Below are 14,997 nucleotides of genomic sequence, written 5' to 3'. Positions count from 1 at the left end.
GATATCACATCCTTTTTTCTCAATGGGTATTATCCTTAGTTTGTAAGCAATCATTGGGAGAGGGTGGGATGATATGTTTTGTTATCAATGTGAACAAACGCCAACAGGCGGATGTAAAGTAATAGGTGTGTGCGGTAAAAATGAAACAATTGCAAGTTTACAAGATACGATTGTGTTTGGGTTAAAAGGAATTGCGGCTTATCGCACACATGCTGCTCAGTTAGGCTATACGGATGCTTTTGTAGATGCTACAACGCAAGAAGCGCTGTATATGACATTAACAAATTCTAACTTTAATGAACGAGAACATATTGATATGGCTATGAAAGTTGGGAAATCAGCTTTACGAGTAATGGAGTTGTTAGATGAGGCACATACGAATCATTTTGGTGTGCCAGAGCCTGTTCAAATTACACAAAACCATGTAGAAGGTAAAGTTATTGTAGTTACAGGCCATAATTTATTTGCGTTAGAAGAACTATTAAAGCAAACGGAAGGAAAAGGAATTAATATTTATACGCATTCTGAAATAGTTGATTTTAGAAAAAATATAAAAATCGAGTTGACATTCATCGCTACCTAGTCATACAATATACTTGTAATAAGCAATACTGAGTAGTGTTGTTTCTCAAAATATTTTCAGTAGACAATAGGTAATTGCGGATTTTAGAAAAAAATTGAAAATTAGTTGACATCTATCGCTACTTAGTCATACAATGTAGATATAATAAGTGATACTGAATAGTATGAATTCAAAAAAGCTACTCAGTAAAAAATTCGCCTTAGTACTCTGTAATACTGAATATAAGTCAGACAGAATAGGGGGTAAAGGAGGATCAGAACATGGAAAATTTAACTGAAATGCTGAAAGGTTCACTGGAAGGGTGTGTGCTGGAAATCATTAGCCGCCGTGAAACGTATGGTTATGAGATTACTCGCCACCTGAATGATCTTGGGTTTACTGAAGTCGTGGAAGGAACGGTCTATACCATCCTCGTACGATTAGAGAAGAAAAAGCTTGTGAATATTGAAAAGAAACCATCAGATATGGGACCACCTCGTAAGTTTTATTCATTAAATGAAGCTGGACGTCAGGAACTTGAATTGTTTTGGAAAAAATGGGATTTTGTATCGTCAAAAATTAACGTCTTGAAGTCAAACTAGCTTCATAATATAAAATGTTCCGGCTCATATTTGGAGAGTTTCTTGTCTGCTTTATAAAAAAGGAGGAAAATAAGATGTTGGAAATGTTCAAAAAATTAATTGGTGATAAAAAAGAGTACAAAATGATGATGGCACGTGTTGCAGCATTGCCAGAGGACTATCAGTTTGTGTTTAAGAAAATTCAAAACTACATGTGGAATTTTTCAGCCGGTAACGGGATGGATATGCTGCACATACAGTATGAATTAATCGATTTGTTTGAAGCCGGTGCAGCGGAAGGCAGACAAGTGCTAGACATTACTGGGGAAGACGTGGCATCCTTTGCTGACGAACTAGTGGCAAACGCTAAAACATATGTTTCTAAGTATCGTGAAGATTTGAATGAAAGTATTATGAAGAAATTGAGAAAAAAATAAATGCAACAAGTAATACCGACTGATTAGCTGGTCATAAATGTGAACTAACGCCATCGCTATTCAGTTATATTTTTAAACCGCTACTAAGTAATACAGATTATCAGTGGTACTAAATAGAGGGTGCAGGTAATTTAATTTTATAAGGGGGAAAAAGTATGAGTAATGCAGCGATTTCTGTAAAAGGGTTAAAAAAAGCTTTTAGAGATAAAGAAGTCTTAAAGGGAGTGGATTTTGAGGTGCAGCGTGGAGAAATTTTCGCGCTGCTAGGCTCAAATGGAGCGGGAAAGACGACAATAGTCAACATCCTTTCGACGCTACTGAAACAAGATGGCGGTGAAGGAAGTATTTGCGGATTTGATATTAAGCGCCAACCAGATCATGTTCGTCAAAGTATTAGTTTGACAGGGCAGTTCGCAGCTTTAGACGGCATGTTAACTGGGAGAGAAAACTTGATAATGGTTGCTAAGTTACGCAGAGTTTCCAATCCTGCACAAGTCGCTGACAATTTGCTTGAGAGATTTAGCTTGACTGGTGCAGCTAATCAGAGGGCAGATCAGTATTCAGGTGGGATGAAGCGCCGGCTTGATATCGCAATGAGTTTGATCGGGGCGCCAGCAGTTATTTTTCTTGACGAACCAACGACTGGGCTTGATCCGGAAGCGCGGATTGAAGTTTGGGATACAGTGAAGGAACTTGCTGGTAGCGGCACAACGATCTTACTCACAACTCAATACTTGGAGGAAGCAGAACAACTGGCTGACCGTATCGCTATTTTACATGGCGGAAAAATTATTACGACAGGTACTCTTACTGAACTGAAAGAGATGTTCCCACCAGCTAAAGTGGAGTATATCGAGAAGCAGCCGACATTGGAAGAAATTTTCCTTGCGATTATCGGTAAAAAGGAGGAGATGTAAATGAAAAGCAAAACAGGGGTATTACTAGGGCGCTTAATGCGTAACATTATGCGTAGTCCTGATACAATTATTACAGTAGCGATTACACCGATTATGATGATGCTATTATTTGTCTACGTATTTGGCGGCGCAATACAAACAGGAACAGAAAACTACGTTAATTATTTATTGCCGGGAATTTTGCTAATGGCTATCGCATCCGGTGTAGCTTACACTTCCGTGCGACTATTTACGGATGTAAAGAGTGGGCTAATGGCACGTTTCATTACGATGCCTATTAAGCGCTCATCGATATTGTGGGCTCACGTATTAACCTCTCTTGTTGCTAATGTACTTACTATCGTGGTGGTTATTCTTGTTGCACTCTTAATGGGCTTTCGTTCCAGTGCGAATATGCTAGATTGGCTTGCAGTAGCTGGGATACTAGGAATGTTTACGTTATCGCTCACATGGCTAGCTATCATTCCAGGGCTGAAAGCGAAGTCTATGGAAGGGGCGACAGCATATTCGTACCCACTCGTTTTTCTTCCATTTATTAGTTCGGCCTTCGTACCTACCGAAACGATGCCAAAAATTGTTCGTGCATTTGCTGAAAACCAGCCTGTCACTTCAATTGTGAATGCGATTCGTGCTCTATTATATGAAGGAACTGTTGGTAACGATATTTGGATTGCGCTCACTTGGTGCATAGGTATAATGATTATCTCTTACTTTTTCGCTAGCAAAGCATTTAAACGTCAGTTAGGGTAAGTATCGAGGTGACTTAATTTATCGGAATGATATATATGTTTAGAAAAGTACGGGGGGGGGGGCCGTGCTTTTCTTTTTATATGGTCCATTTCATTCAGCGAGAAGGAAAATTTTTTAGATATAGAGAAACACTAGTTGATTGGCAATTGGGTAAGTTAAGGAGAGCATATTTATAATGAATACTACAAAAACCACAGGGTGCTTTACTATTGTTGATAATAATGAAGGAAAAATATTACTAGTTAAACGAAATGATTATCCTATCTGGGATTTGCCTGGGGGAAGACTAGAAGAAAATGAACAGTTAGAGAAGTGTGCTATAAGAGAAACTAAAGAAGAAACAGGCTATATAATTGTTATTGAGCGTAAAATAGGAGAATATCACCAGCCTCAATACGATGATATGCAACATTTATTTTCAGGGAGATTACTAGGAGGAGAGCCAATAAATAATGGACCTGAAACTGCAAAAATTGGGTGGTTTAATCCTAGTAGATTACCTTTGTTAATGGTTCCAAATAGGCGAAAACAGATCAGTAATTTTATGAAACACAAAAATTCATTAATAAAGGAGACATTAAAGACACCAATTATAGTAAGGCTATTGAGAAAAATTATATGAGGTGGTTAGTGGATTAGCCGTTGTTTTAGTTGAGCAGTTCGATGACATAAGAGCATGTTTTGATTAAACTTTTTTCAAAATATGCTCTTTCTATTTGTCTTTTACCAGTATTATACTCATTGTATTTGAAAATATGGGCAACTGGTAACGAACTAAACTCAATATTTTGAGGTTTAACTAGTCACTGCTTATGGAGTGTATAAGCATAACCGCTCTTGTAAATCTTTTAATACTTCTTCAGGCATTTCCCTAATTGTAATATCTTTACCTAGGAAAAGCAGCCAATTTGTCATCTCTGTCACTTCATCGGAATTGTGAACATCGATAAATGTTTTTAAAATAGCTGTAGATTGGTAAGGGTTTGTATAAGATATTGAAACTTTGAAAGGGTGGTACTTTTTGAACTGTGCAATTGCTTTCGGACCAAGTTCAAATACAAGGTTAATTGCTTCGTCCTTCTTACTCAGTCTTTCTAAAATCTGTTTCTTATGTAACCTCTTTTTGGGCGTGTACGGTTCGATATTGATGAGGTCATCGACAGGAAACATCAGCTTCTTTTCTTCTTTTAAGTCAAATCCTTCAATCATCCAATAGCTTTTTTCTTTATAAAGGTGTAATAGGTAAATTGGATAAGACTTGATTTCTTCTTTGACAGTAATCAATAAATATCTATCCAAAAGAAGGATTTGAATGAGTTTTTCTAACATAGGGTGAGGAAGGTCAGAAAGCTCAAGTAGATCAGGGTTATGAGGATTAGTCCCTTCAAAAAGCAAAAGTTGATTTAAAAGAACAAGGTCATCTTGCTGGGTTTCTGAAATGAGTCCTAGTAGCTTTTCCGCTAAAGATTGCCGACTCTTTAGATAAGGGAGTTGTTGATTTCTTGTAGCCATAAAGGCAATAAAAAGAGCTTTCACTTCGTTATCAGTAAAGCGAACAACGGGTAGGATAGAATTATGCATGACAAAATATCCACCAGACCTCCCAACTTCAGCGACAAGTGGCATCCCCATAGCTTCTATTTCTCTAATGTCTCTAATAGCTGTTGATCGTGATATATTAAATTCTCGTATGATTTCTGAAATTGTAAAGTGGGAGCGGTTGTTGATATACCGCATAATTGTATTAATCCGTTCAACTTTTTTCATTTTGGTCTCCTAAACAGTATCATTTTTTGACATGGTTTAAAGGTATTATAAACGTATCAGATGAAAAGATAAATCGTTTGATTAATAAAAAAAGAGGAAGGTTTTGAATATGAAAAATTATACGATTGAAGAAAAAGATAGCTTTATTGTGCTAGGTATTGGAACTGAAATTAAAAGTGACTATACAGACTTTGTGGGAATAAATAAAGAAAAGGAAGACTTTTGGTCGGCCGTTAAAGAAGATGGAAGACTGGATACTTTAAAAGCTTTAGCTACAAATGAATACATTTTTTCTGTGAGCGAAGCAGTGAATAATAAGATGATGTATTATGCTGGTGTTATGACAGAAGCACAAATAGAAGAAGAATCTAGAGTGATTCAGTTTCCTAAGGGAGAATACTTAGTGGTGAAAGGTGAAGACAAAACGGCTGAAGAGCTAAGCAATAAGCTGACTGGCATCGCCTTTGGTCAAGCTTTACCAGATGCAAAAGATTTTGCCTATGTTGGTGGGCCAAATACAACGGTTGAGATGGGAAAAAGAAATGGTTTAGTGTTTGGTGAAATGTGGATTCCAGTTGTTAGGAAGTAAAGGGTACGAATATGAAAAGTAGAGGCTAACAATTTTGCATTGTTGGCCTTTTTGATGTCCATATTGTTTTAATTACTTTTTTAATAATATAACTTAATAAATTTTAATATACGTTATGTATAACAGATATTTATCTTATGAAATAAGGGGGATATTATGACTGAGACAAACGAACCTTCAGGAGGCAATTTGAAAAAAGATGTGAAATTTTCTATTATAATTCCTGCACATAATGAAGAAAAGTACATTGGAAAATGTTTAGATTCCATTGTAAAGGCATCAGAGGCATATAAAGAGCAAACGGAAGTTATAGTTGTTTTAAATCGTTGCACAGATAAAACAGAGGAAATAGCAAAATCTTATCATTGTATTACATTAAAAAATAATGATAAAAACTTATCTAAAATCCGAAATGCAGGGGCGAAAATAGCTAGTGGAGAAATAATCGTTACTATAGACGCTGATACCATAATGACAGAGTCTATGTTGTCTAATGTAGATACATATTTAGCTTCAGGTAAATACATTGGTGGTGGGGTAAATGGGAAGTTCGAAAGAATATCTTTAGGAATATTTTTGTCCGCAATGTTAATAATAATCCCCTTACTTTTTAAGTACGGAGCTATATCTGTAGGGATTTTTTGGTGCTATAAAAAAGATTTCATGGCAATTAACGGATTTAATGAAAACATGCTGATGGCAGAAGATGCAGATTTCGCGAAACGGTTAAAAGAATGGGGAAAGCGAAATAATAAGAAATTCGGTACCATTAAAAATGGCATGATAACTTCATGCAGAAGATTTGATACATATGGAGACTGGGCTTTACTTAAAAATCCAAAAGTAATCTTAGCTTATCTAAAAGGAAATGATAGAAAATATGCAGATAAGACATATTATGATAATCAAGAAAGGTAACGCTTGAGAAAAGCGATAGGAAATAGTGAGAACAGCTGATTGTCTAATATATAATGAGAGCACAACTTAATTTAATAGATATGATAATAAAACCATTGATTGGTCCTTTTTCAAATCAATGGTTTTTATTTTTGAAATAAATATGTATTTTTTATAAAAATATTTTTTGACCCCCATAAAACTATGTTTTCCTCCGAATATATATAGTGGAAAAATAAGATAGAAGAAAAATGATTATGAAAGAATATTGAAGTATTAATAAAAATTACCAGATTAAGTTGAGCGTCCAAAATAAAAGGATGAAATTACTAATTATATAGAGAAGAGTTATTTAAGGATTGCCGATAAAATAGAAAAAGAATAAGCAAAACGAACGGTAGAAAATAAGAAAGTACCTTAAAATATAGGATTAACTTTAGTACCGAGAGAAAACGTTGGGAAAAGTTAGATTTGAAAAATAAAACTAACAGCAAGAAGAAAAGACCAAAGAAAAGCACTACCAAAATGTGGTTAAATGGTCGCTTGTTTAGTGACCATTTTTCTATTTAAAGCAGAGGGAGGCTGAGAGATCGCCAGTGTTAAGTTTAGTAATGAAGATCTTAAGAAAACCGAAAATAGAAGATATCGTATGTAACATACAAAACAACGGAGAAGATAAGGAAGCCTTTATCGTTCAGTATCAGCCGTTTATTAGAAAATCAATTTCGTCTGTCTGCCGCCGATATATTACAGAACAGGATGATGAATATAGTATTGGATTGTTTGCGTTTAACGAAGCAATTGAACAGTATTCATATAAAAAAGGGAAATCTTTTCTAGCGTTTGCTGATCTTCTTATAAAAAGAGATGTAATTGATTATATACGCAAGGAGTCTAAGCATAACCGTGTCTTTTTAAAAGAAGATGAGCAAGAGGAAATGTTAGAAATGCAAGTATCGCTTACGGAGTATATGAAAGAGATGGACAATAGTAACCGTAAGGAGGAAATTCTTCATTTTCAAAGTGTGTTAGCTGAGTTTAAAATCACATTTTCAGAGCTTGCGAAAGAATCTCCTAAGCATCGTGACACCCGAGAGCACTTAATAGAAATTGTAAAGATGATTATAAAGGAAGAGGAAATGATGGAGGAGCTGTTCCGAAAGAAAAAGTTACCGCTCAAACGTATTGAACCACGTGTGAGGGTAAGTCGTAAAACGTTGGAAAGACATAGAAAATACATTATTGCAATGTGTATTATTTTTGCAAACAACTATACATATATTCTTGATTACATAAGAGGAGAAAAGCATGATGAATAAAGGAATTGTGATGGATATAAAAAAGCATAGCGTAGTTGTTTTAACACCAAATGGAGAGTTTATTACGTGTAAAAGAAAAGGGGATTCTTGCATGATTGGAGAGGAAATCTCGTTTGAAGAACAAGAACAAAGAGCATCTCGTTTTTCAATCCCTTATTTCTTAAAGCCGGCATCATTACTTGCTGCTTGTTTTCTATGTGGGCTGTTATTTTTCTACAATCAACCAGAAGAAAAGGTGTTTGCTTACGTCTCAGTTGATATAAATCCAAGTTTAGAGGCGAGCGTTACGAAGGATCTTCGTGTTATAGATTTGCGGGCTTGTAATGATGACGGAAGGCGTATTTTAAAAGAAATGAAACGGTGGGAAAATAAGCATCTGCAAGATGTGATACGCACTATTATAAAGCAAAGTCAAGAGGATAAATATTTAACGAATGATAAGCAAGTTATGCTAACAGCTATTGCAAAGGACAAGTCGTTAGAACCACAGTTGGAAAAGGCTATGCTGGAATTAAAGAAAGAATATGAGTTCAAACATATTACAGTCGAATATCAAAGCAGTACGATGCAAATACGGGAGGATGCCAAGAAAGCAGGAGTTGGAACGGGTGTTTATATAAAACAAGAAAATGAGAAGAAAAAGTTGCTTACCCCACCTGCACCGCCGTCTCATCAAGAACAGCAAAAGTCATCTTCTGATGTATCATCGGACGCATCTCCTGTAAAAGAAGAAAGCAACGAGAAGGGAGAGTATATAGAACAACAGCAATCTAAGGCACAACAACCGAAGCAAATAAAAGAAAATAATAGAAATCAACAGGAGAACAGCGGAAGAGAATTGCAGCAAGGAAACAACGGAAGAGGATTGCAAGGGAATAATGGGCACCAGCAAGAGAACAACGGAAGAGGGTCCCAAGGAAATAATGGGAATCAGGAAGGAAACAATGGAAGAGGGTCCCAAGGAAATAATGGGCACCAGCAAGGGAACAACGGAAGAGGGTCCCAAGGAAATAATGGGAATCAGGAAGGAAACAATGGAAGAGGGTCCCAAGGAAATAATGGGAATCAGGAAGGAAACAATGGAAGAGGATCGCAAGGGAATAATGGGAATCAGGAAGGAAACAATGGAAGAGGTTCCCAAGGGAATAATGGGAATCAGCAAGGAAACAACGGAAGAGGGTCCCAAGGAAATAATGGGAATCAGGAAGGAAACAACGGAAGAGGCTCGCAAGGGAATAATGGGCACCAGCAAGAGAATAATGGAAGAGATTCTCAAGGGAATAGTGGACATAAGCAAGAAAACAATGGAAGAGGATCGCAATAAGGAAAGTTCCTACCACATAATATCGAGTGAAAGAAAAATGTATCCCGCTTTAATGGGTAGTAAGACCCCTACCTCAAAATTCAGCGAAAGCAAAGAAGTAAGATGGGGATCAACTGCCCATAAAAGCCCGATTGGTTCAACTAATAATCAGTGGGGGATGAAGAAAACCCCCACTGATTAAAGTTTCACTTTATAGAATATTGAACAGAGGGGGGATTCTTTCCATCTGAAAAGATTTTTTATTTTTTTTAAAATGACGGACACAAAATCGTATATCCTTTCGAATTATATATATGGATATCATTAATATTTATGTAAAAGGGGAGAAAAAATATGAAAGAAATGTATGAAGAAATCACTGAAGTATTGAAGGTATTAGCACATCCTGTCCGTTTATCATTAGTAAAAATAATGGTTGCAAAAGGTCCTATTAACGTAACGACAATGTATGAAATGTTACAAATGCCTCAAAGTACAATTAGTCAACATTTATCTAAACTAAAAGCTACTAAAGTCGTTACAGGTACTCGAAAAGGGTTAGAAATTTATTATGAAGTAACGGATAATCGTACAAAAGCGATATTATTAAGCTTGGCTTAATGGATAATTGTTTAAACTTCAAAATGAAGTAAGAAAGACATTCAGCGACTATAATTTTCTTATTAACATCAGCCGTGCGTTGTTGTTAATTTGTTTCATATACTTCTTTATTTGGGTCTTGCCGTATCACTATCAAGCTAATTCTTAAATGGACTATAAACATGAAAGTTTTTTATTAAGGTCTTTTTGTTAGCTTGATAGTGATGTGCTGTTCCCACCAGTATGTAAAGAAGTTGGTAGTTTTTTTAGTCATGTAATCTTTTCATTTGATGATCTTTTCCCCACTCAAATAGTTCATTCATAATTTGCATTAAAGATTTCCCGTATTCGCTTATTGTGTACTCAACCTTTGGTGGTACTTCTTGATATACAGTACGATGGATAATCCCATCAGCTTCAAGTTGCCGAAGTTGTTGAGTCAGAACTTTTTGCGTAATGTTTGGGATTTCTCGCCGGATTTCATTTGTGCGCATTTTTCCATCCATTAAAACACATAAAATATGAACTTTCCATTTTCCGCCGATTACATCGAGTGTCGTTGCAATTGGGCAGTCATCATTTTGATTCATATAACACCTCCACAGGTACTTTAAGGTTCCTATAGCACTTTAAAGTACGTACTTTTCAATTATATGTGACTCATTCATACTAATACGTAAAGGGTTGAATAATTTATAAAGGGGATGGAAGATGATGAAAACACTTGTAATTGTAGCACATCCTGATATTGAAAAATCAAAAATTAATAAAAGATGGATTGAAGAACTTGAGAAATATTCGGATGAAATTACGGTGCATGAATTATATAAAGCGGCACCGAATTGGGAGTTTAATGTGGAAGAGGAACAAAAGCTGTTAGTAGAACACGACCGATATATATTTCAATTTCCGCTATACTGGTACAGCTCACCACCATTATTAAAAAAATGGTTTGACGATGTATTAACATATGGATTTGCTTACGGATCAAAAGGAGATAAAGTGAAGGGGAAAGAATTTGGTGTAGCTATTTCGATAGGTGGATTAGAAAAAGACTATGAAAATAGTGGGATCACGATGGATGAGTTAACAAAACCATTTCAAGCTACATGCTTATACACAGATATGAAATTTATACCTTCGTTTTATTTATACGGTGCTGAATATAAATTAAGTGATGAAGAGATTGATAAAAGCGCACCGGAGTATGTACGATATGTGATGAATAAGGAGTATTCTAATATATAAGAGGGAATAGCCATTTACTTGTTAAGTAGATGGCTATTTTTATAAAATTTATATTCACTAAGTGTAATCTTTAGTAAATTAATAATTAATCTGGTAAAATAAAAAACCTAACATATATAAAGGGGAGTTTTACTTGAGAACGATGCAAAAATTATTACACAAAAGAGCAATGCAATCACCAAATTTGGAAGCGCTTGTAGGGGGAGGGAAAAGGTATTCGTTTCAGCAGTATAATGAACGAGTAAATCAGCTTGCACATTATTTGTTACAGAGCGGTGTACAAAGAGGAGATCGTATTGGAATACTATGCAAAAATAATCATCCATTTCCAAGCGTTATGATGGCAAGTTTAAAAATCGGAGCGGTATGTATTCCACTAAATCATCAGCTTACTGCGTATGAATTAGAAACGATTGTAAAAGAAGCAAAATTAAAAGTGTTAGTTATTGATGAAGAGTTCCATGAAGCTTTAAAGATTGATGCTGTTAAAGAAATTCCTTATGTAATTCAAACGACAAAAGAAGGCTTTGGTTCATTTGAATTAACATTACAAGAACAGCCAAGTACAGAGCCGAACGTAGAAGTTCATGAAGATGATGATGCAATTTACTTATTTACTTCAGGAACGACTGGACAAGCAAAAGCATGTGTAATTGGACATAAAAACTTACATCATTATTTTGCAGAGATTGCAGGACAAAGAGAAATTCCGGCAGGAGAACGCTTTTTATCTGTGCATCCATTGTTCCATATGAGTGGCGTGCTTTCTATTTTAAATTGCATTTATCACGGTGTTACGATGATTTTCTTAGCTGATTCGAATCCTACTCTTATTTGGGATAAGATTGAAGAAGAGAAAATTACGACGATGCTTGCATTCCCAGCTGTTTATAGCTATATGCTTGATGAACTAAATAAAAAGGAACGAAACATTTCAACTTTTAAAGTAGCACAAAGCGGTGGAACAAAAGTGCCAGAAACACTCATCCAAAAATATATGGAAAAAGGAATATATATGGTGCAAGGCTATGGTAGTACAGAAGGTTGGGTTGTAACTTCATGGCATCCAATGATGGGAAAAGAAAAGATGTCTTCTGTAGGGAAAACCTTGAAACATGTAGAGGTGAAAATTGTTCATCCAGAAACAGGACATGAACTAACAACAAATGAAGTTGGGGAGATTCATGTAAGGAGTCCATATATGTTTAAAGGGTATTGGAATAATGAAAAGGCGACAAAGAAAGTAGTAAAAGATAATTGGTTTAACATGGGCGATGCTGGCATGATAGATGACGATGGATTCCTGCATATTATGGGAAGATATAAAGACGTTATCATACGCGGTGGTGATAACGTATATCCAGATCAAGTAGAAGATGTTATTCATGAAATACATGGTATTTTAGAAGTTGCAGTAGTTGGAGTTCCAGATGACTTTTGGGGAGAGGTTCCGACTGCGTATATTGTAAAAGATATGCAAACATCTTTAACGGAAGAAGAAATTATACAGCATTGTAAAGAAAAACTGGCAAGTTATAAAATACCAGAAGTTGTATTTATGGACAAATTACCGAAAAATGCTTTAGGGAAAGTGTTGAAGAGGGAATTAAGAGAAGGTGTACTTGTAAAATAAAAAATGATTAGGTGATGAGGAATCCAGTTATGTATAAAGCATAACTGGATTTTTTGTTTATCAAGAACATAATAATTTACTAGATTTTGTATTTTGTGTAAGATAATAAAGAAAATTCAAATATTAATTAAGGGAAGAGATGTAAATGAAGCTTCCGCTATTACAGGTAGAGACAGAGAGACTTATGATTCGTCCGTTCCAAAATGATGATTATGAAAGTTGGTTCGATGGATTTCATAAGAGGTTACCATCGCAGTATACATATGACGATGGCTATCAAGTTATGGCATCATTAACGAAAGAATGGTTTACGGAATGGATAAGAGGTTTTGATGAAGCAGTACATCGAGATGAGATGTATGTATTAGGTATTTTTCGTAAAGAAGACGGGGCTAATATTGGAAAGCTAGAGCTGATAAAAATTTTACGTATGGACTATCAATGGGCGATGATGGGGTATTCCATACATAATCAATACTGGAAAAATGGATATGGTATTGAAAGTGTGAAAGCTGCGTTATCGTTATTTTTTAATAACCTTCGTTTTCATAGAATTGAATTACATATACATGTTGATAATGAGCCATCCATCCGTCTCGCGGAAAGAGCAGGTTTTTCTTTTGAATGCAAGAGAGAGGCATTTTCTTTAGAGAATGGTAAGTGGATGGATTTTCTTATTTATTTTAAAAATAAGGAGATGAATATATGAGAGTGTTTATTACAGGTGGAAATCGTGGATTAGGATTACAGTTGGTAAAAGTATTTCATGAAAATGGGCATATTGTTTATCCGTTAGTTAGAACTGAGGTTGCGGTAACACAATTGAAGCAAATGTTTAGTTGTAGATGTTTTCCTATATTGGCAGACTTATCACTTGATGAGAGTACGGAGCAAATTAAGAACCAGCTTGCGGAATATACAGGGTATTTGGATCTAGTTATAAATAACGCTGGCATTACTGGAAAGGAGACTGAAGTTTTACATACGAATTCAGAAGAGTTAACGGATGTATTTAATATTCATTGTTTAGGTGTAATTCGAGCTGTAAAAGGTACATATGTAGCTTTAGAGAAATCGGATCATCCGAGAATAATAAATGTGTCCTCTCGATTAGGTTCATTACATAAAATGGCGAACAAAGAGTTTTCGCAAGGTCAGTTTTCCTATTCCTATCGAATTGCTAAAGCTGCACAAAATATGTTAACGCTTTGTCTGCAACAAGAATTTGAAGATAAAGGAATTCGTGTAACTGCCATTCACCCTGGAAAATTAAAGACTGACATTGGTGCTTTTGATGCGAATATGACTCCGGCTGAAGGAGCGCAAAATATATATGATTGGGTAATAGATTCAAATGAGGATGTTTCAGGGAAGTTTATTGAGCCGGGTGTAGGTGAATTAAAGTGGTGAAAACGGAGATAGAGCTTTATTATAAAATTTTTAATGAGGGTTAGGGGAAAAGAAAATGAAGACTATAAATGTATTTCATTATGACGCATTTACGAATAAACCGAATATGGGGAATCCAGCAGGTATTGTATTAGAGGCAGATGGATTAACGGAAGAGGAAATGCAAATTATTGCTGAAAAAGTTGGATATAATGAAACAACTTTTGTTCTTTCCTCAGAAGTAGGAGATATAAGAATGCGCTACTTTACACCTGGTTTTGAAATGGATTTATGTGGTCATGGGACAGTAGGGACGCTATATGCCTTGCGCGAAAAAGGTTTATTAGAAGAGAAAAGTAACCTTACGATTGAAACGAAGGCTGGGATTTTACCGATACAAATAGGTGTAAATGAAAATGGAGAAACCTTTATTAAAATGAGGCAGGCAGCACCTCAGTTTAAAGAATTTACAGGTTCAAAAGAAGAATTAGCTCATAGTATCGGTTTAGAAGTAAATGATTTAGATGTAAGTTTACCGATTGTATATGGAAGTACTGGTAATTGGACGGTAATTGTACCGATTAAAAATCTAGGTGCGTGTGAGAGAATGAAACCTAATAATGCTGCATTTCCATCAGTATTAAAAGAAATACCTAATGCTTCTATTCACCCAATTTGTCTAGAAACTTATGATGAACAGGCAAAAATGCATGGGCGTCATTTTTCATCGGCTTATGCTGGAACGATAGAAGATTCAGTGACAGGAACAGCTTCAGGTGTAATGGGAGCGTATTATGCGATGTATTTGGAAAAAGATTTTGACCATGAAATGGAGTTAATTGTTGAACAAGGACAGGAAATAAATAAAGATGGTCGTGTAACGGTATATGTAACGAAAGATGTAGAAAATGAGAAGTTACATATAGATATTGCTGGAACAGCGGTGTATGTGAAAGAATTTGAAGTTTCGATATAAAAAAGAAAGCCCGGCATACATCCGGACTT

General features: G+C 35.5%; 17 protein-coding genes and 1 pseudogene. 16 read left to right on the top strand and 2 right to left on the bottom strand.

Annotated elements, in window-relative coordinates:
• Positions 1-73: 73 nt before the first annotated feature.
• The 6 genes and pseudogenes from ACTFRN_RS23045 to ACTFRN_RS23020 all read left to right on the top strand — a co-directional run.
• Positions 74-535, top strand: a pseudogene (locus ACTFRN_RS23045) (hydroxylamine reductase); the annotation flags it as partial.
• Positions 536-843: 308 nt separating this feature from the next.
• Positions 844-1,164, top strand: coding sequence for a PadR family transcriptional regulator (locus ACTFRN_RS23040; RefSeq protein WP_000429483.1), 321 nt, complete (start codon positions 844-846; stop codon positions 1,162-1,164).
• 74 nt (positions 1,165-1,238) lie between these two features.
• Positions 1,239-1,580, top strand: a complete 342-nt coding sequence (locus ACTFRN_RS23035; protein ID WP_000891984.1) for a DUF1048 domain-containing protein — start codon at positions 1,239-1,241, stop codon at positions 1,578-1,580.
• 155 nt (positions 1,581-1,735) lie between these two features.
• Positions 1,736-2,497, top strand: a complete 762-nt coding sequence (locus ACTFRN_RS23030) for an ABC transporter ATP-binding protein (protein ID WP_000063318.1) — start codon at positions 1,736-1,738, stop codon at positions 2,495-2,497.
• Positions 2,498-3,247 carry an ABC transporter permease gene (locus ACTFRN_RS23025; RefSeq protein ID WP_000837838.1) on the top strand — a complete coding sequence of 250 codons (750 nt, stop codon included), beginning with the start codon at positions 2,498-2,500 and terminating at the stop codon, positions 3,245-3,247. It begins immediately after the preceding gene.
• A 175-nt stretch (positions 3,248-3,422) separates the two neighbouring features.
• Positions 3,423-3,869: an NUDIX hydrolase gene (locus tag ACTFRN_RS23020; RefSeq protein ID WP_061182851.1), complete on the top strand. Its 447-nt coding sequence runs from the start codon at positions 3,423-3,425 to the stop codon at positions 3,867-3,869.
• A gap of 188 nt (positions 3,870-4,057) precedes the next feature.
• On the opposite strand, the gene ACTFRN_RS23015 is transcribed toward ACTFRN_RS23020, so the two are convergent.
• Positions 4,058-5,014 (bottom strand): helix-turn-helix transcriptional regulator, encoded by a 957-nt coding sequence (locus tag ACTFRN_RS23015; protein WP_000755035.1) that lies wholly within the window; start codon positions 5,012-5,014, stop codon positions 4,058-4,060.
• 109 nt (positions 5,015-5,123) lie between these two features.
• On the opposite strand from ACTFRN_RS23015, the gene ACTFRN_RS23010 reads away from it, so the two are divergent.
• The 5 genes from ACTFRN_RS23010 (at position 5,124) to ACTFRN_RS22990 (ending at position 9,743) form a co-directional block, all read left to right on the top strand.
• The gene (locus tag ACTFRN_RS23010) at positions 5,124-5,603 is read left to right on the top strand and encodes a GyrI-like domain-containing protein (protein WP_000801031.1); all 480 of its coding nucleotides are present in this window, start codon (positions 5,124-5,126) and stop codon (positions 5,601-5,603) included.
• A 156-nt stretch (positions 5,604-5,759) separates the two neighbouring features.
• The gene (locus ACTFRN_RS23005) at positions 5,760-6,521 is read left to right on the top strand and encodes a glycosyltransferase (RefSeq protein ID WP_000140996.1); all 762 of its coding nucleotides are present in this window, start codon (positions 5,760-5,762) and stop codon (positions 6,519-6,521) included.
• A gap of 575 nt (positions 6,522-7,096) precedes the next feature.
• On the top strand, positions 7,097-7,819 hold the full coding sequence (gene sigI, locus ACTFRN_RS23000; RefSeq protein ID WP_000950303.1) for an RNA polymerase sigma factor SigI: 723 nt from the start codon (positions 7,097-7,099) through the stop codon (positions 7,817-7,819).
• A complete protein-coding gene (locus tag ACTFRN_RS22995) occupies positions 7,812-9,143 on the top strand; it encodes an anti-sigma factor domain-containing protein (RefSeq protein WP_440038572.1) in 1,332 nt (443 codons plus the stop codon). Before sigI ends, ACTFRN_RS22995 begins: the two co-directional genes overlap by 8 nt.
• Positions 9,144-9,476: 333 nt before the next feature.
• Positions 9,477-9,743, top strand: coding sequence for an ArsR/SmtB family transcription factor (locus tag ACTFRN_RS22990; RefSeq protein WP_000661864.1), 267 nt, complete (start codon positions 9,477-9,479; stop codon positions 9,741-9,743).
• Between the two features lie 245 nt (positions 9,744-9,988).
• Here ACTFRN_RS22990 and ACTFRN_RS22985 read toward each other — a convergent pair whose 3' ends face one another.
• Entirely contained in the window at positions 9,989-10,312 is a 324-nt protein-coding gene (locus ACTFRN_RS22985; RefSeq protein ID WP_001072964.1) for a winged helix-turn-helix transcriptional regulator, read from the bottom strand.
• 124 nt (positions 10,313-10,436) lie between these two features.
• On the opposite strand from ACTFRN_RS22985, the gene ACTFRN_RS22980 reads away from it, so the two are divergent.
• The 5 genes from ACTFRN_RS22980 (at position 10,437) to ACTFRN_RS22960 (ending at position 14,968) form a co-directional block, all read left to right on the top strand.
• Positions 10,437-10,970, top strand: a complete 534-nt coding sequence (locus ACTFRN_RS22980) for an NAD(P)H-dependent oxidoreductase (RefSeq protein WP_029141166.1) — start codon at positions 10,437-10,439, stop codon at positions 10,968-10,970.
• Between the two features lie 133 nt (positions 10,971-11,103).
• On the top strand, positions 11,104-12,603 hold the full coding sequence (locus ACTFRN_RS22975) for a class I adenylate-forming enzyme family protein (RefSeq protein WP_001259936.1): 1,500 nt from the start codon (positions 11,104-11,106) through the stop codon (positions 12,601-12,603).
• 145 nt (positions 12,604-12,748) lie between these two features.
• Positions 12,749-13,312 (top strand): GNAT family N-acetyltransferase, encoded by a 564-nt coding sequence (locus tag ACTFRN_RS22970; protein WP_088106634.1) that lies wholly within the window; start codon positions 12,749-12,751, stop codon positions 13,310-13,312.
• Positions 13,309-14,013, top strand: a complete 705-nt coding sequence (locus ACTFRN_RS22965; RefSeq protein ID WP_001263473.1) for an SDR family NAD(P)-dependent oxidoreductase — start codon at positions 13,309-13,311, stop codon at positions 14,011-14,013. The genes ACTFRN_RS22970 and ACTFRN_RS22965 overlap by 4 nt, the downstream gene beginning before the upstream one ends.
• A 55-nt stretch (positions 14,014-14,068) precedes the next feature.
• Positions 14,069-14,968, top strand: a complete 900-nt coding sequence (locus tag ACTFRN_RS22960) for a PhzF family phenazine biosynthesis isomerase (protein ID WP_074614871.1) — start codon at positions 14,069-14,071, stop codon at positions 14,966-14,968.
• Positions 14,969-14,997 lie beyond the last annotated feature (29 nt).

The organism is Bacillus cereus group sp. MYBK245-2, from assembly GCF_051916145.1.
GTDB classification, from domain to species: Bacteria; Bacillota; Bacilli; order Bacillales; family Bacillaceae_G; genus Bacillus_A; species Bacillus_A pacificus.
The sequence above is the reverse complement of the archived record's forward strand: the minus strand, read 5'-3'. Positions and strand labels throughout refer to the sequence as shown.

Coding starts and splice junctions, on each gene's coding strand:
- ACTFRN_RS23040 (WP_000429483.1), top strand. CDS start 844: ATGGAAAATTTAACTGAAATGCTGAAAGGTTCACTGGAAGGGTGTGTG.
- ACTFRN_RS23035 (WP_000891984.1), top strand. CDS start 1,239: ATGTTGGAAATGTTCAAAAAATTAATTGGTGATAAAAAAGAGTACAAA.
- ACTFRN_RS23030 (WP_000063318.1), top strand. CDS start 1,736: ATGAGTAATGCAGCGATTTCTGTAAAAGGGTTAAAAAAAGCTTTTAGA.
- ACTFRN_RS23025 (WP_000837838.1), top strand. CDS start 2,498: ATGAAAAGCAAAACAGGGGTATTACTAGGGCGCTTAATGCGTAACATT.
- ACTFRN_RS23020 (WP_061182851.1), top strand. CDS start 3,423: ATGAATACTACAAAAACCACAGGGTGCTTTACTATTGTTGATAATAAT.
- ACTFRN_RS23015 (WP_000755035.1), bottom strand. CDS start 5,014: ATGAAAAAAGTTGAACGGATTAATACAATTATGCGGTATATCAACAAC.
- ACTFRN_RS23010 (WP_000801031.1), top strand. CDS start 5,124: ATGAAAAATTATACGATTGAAGAAAAAGATAGCTTTATTGTGCTAGGT.
- ACTFRN_RS23005 (WP_000140996.1), top strand. CDS start 5,760: ATGACTGAGACAAACGAACCTTCAGGAGGCAATTTGAAAAAAGATGTG.
- ACTFRN_RS22995 (WP_440038572.1), top strand. CDS start 7,812: ATGAATAAAGGAATTGTGATGGATATAAAAAAGCATAGCGTAGTTGTT.
- ACTFRN_RS22990 (WP_000661864.1), top strand. CDS start 9,477: ATGAAAGAAATGTATGAAGAAATCACTGAAGTATTGAAGGTATTAGCA.
- ACTFRN_RS22985 (WP_001072964.1), bottom strand. CDS start 10,312: ATGAATCAAAATGATGACTGCCCAATTGCAACGACACTCGATGTAATC.
- ACTFRN_RS22980 (WP_029141166.1), top strand. CDS start 10,437: ATGAAAACACTTGTAATTGTAGCACATCCTGATATTGAAAAATCAAAA.
- ACTFRN_RS22970 (WP_088106634.1), top strand. CDS start 12,749: ATGAAGCTTCCGCTATTACAGGTAGAGACAGAGAGACTTATGATTCGT.
- ACTFRN_RS22965 (WP_001263473.1), top strand. CDS start 13,309: ATGAGAGTGTTTATTACAGGTGGAAATCGTGGATTAGGATTACAGTTG.
- ACTFRN_RS22960 (WP_074614871.1), top strand. CDS start 14,069: ATGAAGACTATAAATGTATTTCATTATGACGCATTTACGAATAAACCG.